This is a genomic window from Halorientalis sp., from assembly GCF_028275115.1.
In the GTDB taxonomy this organism is placed as follows: domain Archaea; phylum Halobacteriota; class Halobacteria; order Halobacteriales; family Haloarculaceae; genus Halorientalis.
In genome coordinates this window covers 1-3469 of record NZ_JAQCNH010000006.1, presented here as the reverse complement: position 1 = coordinate 3469, position 3469 = coordinate 1, and the positions used below count along the sequence as shown (strand labels likewise).

Here is a 3469-nt window from a genome sequence, read left to right as displayed (position 1 = left end):
CGCCTTCGTCACTGAGGAGTGGGAGGTCGACCCAGACGAAGTGCGGCGGGGGTTCGAGCGCATCGACGAGTCGGTGGTCCAGACCGGGCTGGACCGCTGGACGTAGCTGGCTCGGTGACTGCCACCACTGGCTGCAGCGTGGACCGGTGGCTTTTACGACTGTGCGACCGACCCTCCGATATGAGCGATGAGTTCAGAACCGAACGCGATAGTCTCGGAGAGATGCAGGTGCCGTCCGACGCCTACTGGGGGGCCCAGACCCAACGGGCCATCGAGAACTTCCCTGTCAGCGACGTGACCTTCGGACGGCGGTTCGTCCGTGCGCTCGGCATCGTCAAGAAGGCCGCTGCACAGGCTAACCGCGACCTCGGGCTCGTCGACAAGGAAAAGGCCGACTGTATCGTCGAGGCGGCCGAAGAGGTCATCGCCGGCGACCACGACGACCAGTTCCCAGTCGACGTGTTCCAGACCGGTTCGGGGACTTCATCGAACATGAACGCCAACGAGGTCATCAGCAACCGCGCCACCGAGATATACGGCGGCGAGATCGGGAGCCGGGAGATCCATCCGAACGACCACGTCAACTTCGGCCAATCCAGTAACGATGTCATCCCGACCGCGATGCACGTCGCCAGCCTGGAGGCAGTCGAGAAGGACGTTATTCCGGCGCTGAAGACGCTTCGGGACGCGCTGGCTGAGAAGGAAGCTGAGTTCGATACCGTCGTCAAGACTGGTCGGACACATCTCCAAGACGCCACACCCATCACGCTCGGCCAGGAGTTCTCGGGCTACCGCACGCAAGTGGAGAAAGGCATCTCGCGCGTCGAAGATACCCACAGCAGGCTAGCCGAACTCGCGCTCGGCGGCACCGCCGTCGGTACGGGACTGAATACGCACGCCGAGTTCCCCGGGAAAGCGGCCGAGTATATCAGCGAGGAGACCAACCTGAACTTCCGGGAGGCCGACAACCACTTCGAGGCCCAAGCCGCTCACGATGCGATGAGCGAGGCCCACGGTGCACTCCGGACCGTCGCCGGCTCGCTCAACAAGATCGCCAATGACCTCCGCCTGCTCGCCTCCGGCCCCCGCAATGGCCTGGCTGAGATCGAGCAGCCTGAGAACCAGCCGGGCTCCTCGATCATGCCCGGGAAAATCAACCCCGTCGTCGCCGAGTCGGTCAACCAGCTCCACAAGCAGGTCGTCGGCAACGACGCCGCGGTCTCGGCGGGTGCCGCCGAGGGACAGATCGACCTGAACCTCTACAAACCCGTGCTGGCATCGAACTTCCTCCAGTCTGCTCGGCTCATCGCCAACGGATCTGAGGTATTCGCCGAGAAGTTTGTCGCCAAGCTAGACGCCGACGCCGACCACTGCGCCGAGCGCGTCGAGCAATCGATGGCGCTGGCGACGGCGCTGAACCCGGCCATCGGCTACGACAAGGCCAGTAAAGTGGCGAAAACGGCGCTGGCGGAAGACAAAACGATTCGAGATGTCGTGCTTGAGGAAGGATATCTCGACGAAGACGAGGTCGACGCGGTGCTGGACCCCGAGAAGATGACCCATCGGGGGATTCTCGGCGACGAGTAGACACCGAGCGGATCTCCCCGAAGCAGTTACCGCGCAGCACGGTGCCGGGTCGACCATCGGGAGCCGAAGGGAGCGTTTTTTGCCCCCCGGTCACGCAGCCAACAGTAATGACAGACGCCGATTTCGACTACGAGGAACTTGGTCTCGTAGCTGGCCTGGAAATCCACCAGCAGCTTGACACGGCCACGAAACTGTTCTGTTCGTGCCCGACCGAGATACGCGAGCCCGAGGCCGCAGACCACACCTTCAGCAGGTATCTCCACCCGACCAAGAGCGAGTTGGGCGAGATCGACGACGCCGCACTGGAGGAGAGCATGGTCGATCGGGAGTTCGAGTATCTGGCCTACGACACCACCTGTCTGGTCGAGGAAGACGATGAACCGCCCCATCGGGTCGACCGGGAGGCCATGGAGACGGCCATGGAGATCGGCCAGCTGATGGATATGCGCGTCGTCGACCAGGTGAACGTGATGCGGAAGATCGTCGTCGACGGCTCGAATACGACCGGGTTCCAGCGGTCGATGCTGGTGGCCAACGACGGCGAGATCGAGACGAGCGAGGGGCCAGTCGGGATCGAGGATATGCTGCTGGAAGAGGAGTCCTGCCAACGGGTCGAAGAGACCGACTCGGGGGTCCGGTTCTCGCTGGACCGGCTCGGGATTCCGCTGGTCGAAATCGGGACGAAGCCCCATATCAGTAGTCCAGACCAGGCCCGTGAGGCCGCCGAGCGAATCGGGATGCTCCTGCGTTCGACCGGGAAAGTCAAACGCGGGCTGGGGACCATCCGCCAGGACGTGAACGTCTCCATCGCCGAGGGCGCCCGAATCGAGCTGAAAGGCGTCCAGAGTCTCGACGACATCGACGACCTGGTCCGAAACGAGGTCCGCCGGCAGGTCGAACTCGTTGCTATCGCCGCGGAACTCACTGAGCAGGATGCGTCGGTCGGCGAACCGGTAGAGGTGACAAGTGTCTTCGAAGACACGCAGTCGGGCGTTATCAGGGGCGCACTCGACAGCGGTGGCGAGGTCCACGCAGTGCTGCTGGAAGGGTTTGATGGGCTGGTCGGTCGGGAGATACAGCCTGACCGGCGGCTCGGGACCGAGTTCTCCGACCACGCCAAGCGCCATGGCGCGGGTGGGATCTTCCACACGGATGAACTACCGGCCTACGGCGTCACCGACGACGAGGTGACTGACCTGCGGGCGACCGTCGATGCGGGACCAGAAGACGCCGTTGCCATCGTAGCGGACGACCCACACACCGCGGAGCTTGCCATCGAGGCGGTCGTTGAACGGGCTGAGACAGCGCTGGCGGGCGTCCCCGAGGAGACCCGTGACGCGCTACAGGACGGCACTTCCCGCTACCTCCGACCGCTGCCCGGCGCGGCCCGGATGTACCCGGAGACTGATGTGCCGCCCGTTGAACCCGACCCGAGCGAGGTCGAGACGCCCGAGTTACTGACCGAGAAAGTCGCCCGATACGAGGCCGACTACGGTCTCGATTTTGGGTTGGCCGAACAGGTCGCCTACGGGCAGCGGTGGCCGCTGTTCGAGTCCGTCGTCAGTTCCGGCGTCGACGCAACACTGGCCGCGGGCGTCCTCGAATCGACGCTGACCGAACTTCGCCGGGACGACGTGACCGTTGCGAATCTCACCGACGCCCACCTCGGGGAGACGCTCGAACTCGTCGACGGCGGCGACGTACCCCGTGAGGGGGTCGAAGACCTCCTGACGGCGTTGGCCGAGAACCCCGACCTCTCCGCCAGCGAAGCCGTCGAGCAAGAGGGGCTGGGCGGTGTCAGCGAAGACGAGGTGCGCGAGGCTGTCGCCGAGGTCGTCGATCGAAACGCCGAACAGGTTCAGTCGGAGGGAATGGGCGCCTT

The 3469-nt window shown here is 64.3% G+C and carries 2 protein-coding genes and 1 pseudogene; all 3 read left to right on the top strand.

Features of this window, described 5'->3' with window-relative positions:
• Positions 1–106 (top strand): annotated as a pseudogene (locus Q0964_RS01065) (flap endonuclease-1); the annotation flags it as partial.
• Positions 107–180: 74 nt separating this feature from the next.
• A complete protein-coding gene (locus Q0964_RS01060; protein ID WP_299262502.1) occupies positions 181–1587 on the top strand; it encodes a class II fumarate hydratase in 1407 nt (468 codons plus the stop codon).
• Between the two features lie 107 nt (positions 1588–1694).
• The coding region (gatE, locus tag Q0964_RS01055) for a Glu-tRNA(Gln) amidotransferase subunit GatE (protein ID WP_299262500.1) at positions 1695–3469 on the top strand (1775 nt) is incomplete at its 3' end.

Excerpts from the sequence above, each read along its gene's own strand:
- Q0964_RS01060 (WP_299262502.1), top strand. The coding sequence starts at position 181 with ATGAGCGATGAGTTCAGAACCGAACGCGATAGTCTCGGAGAGATGCAG.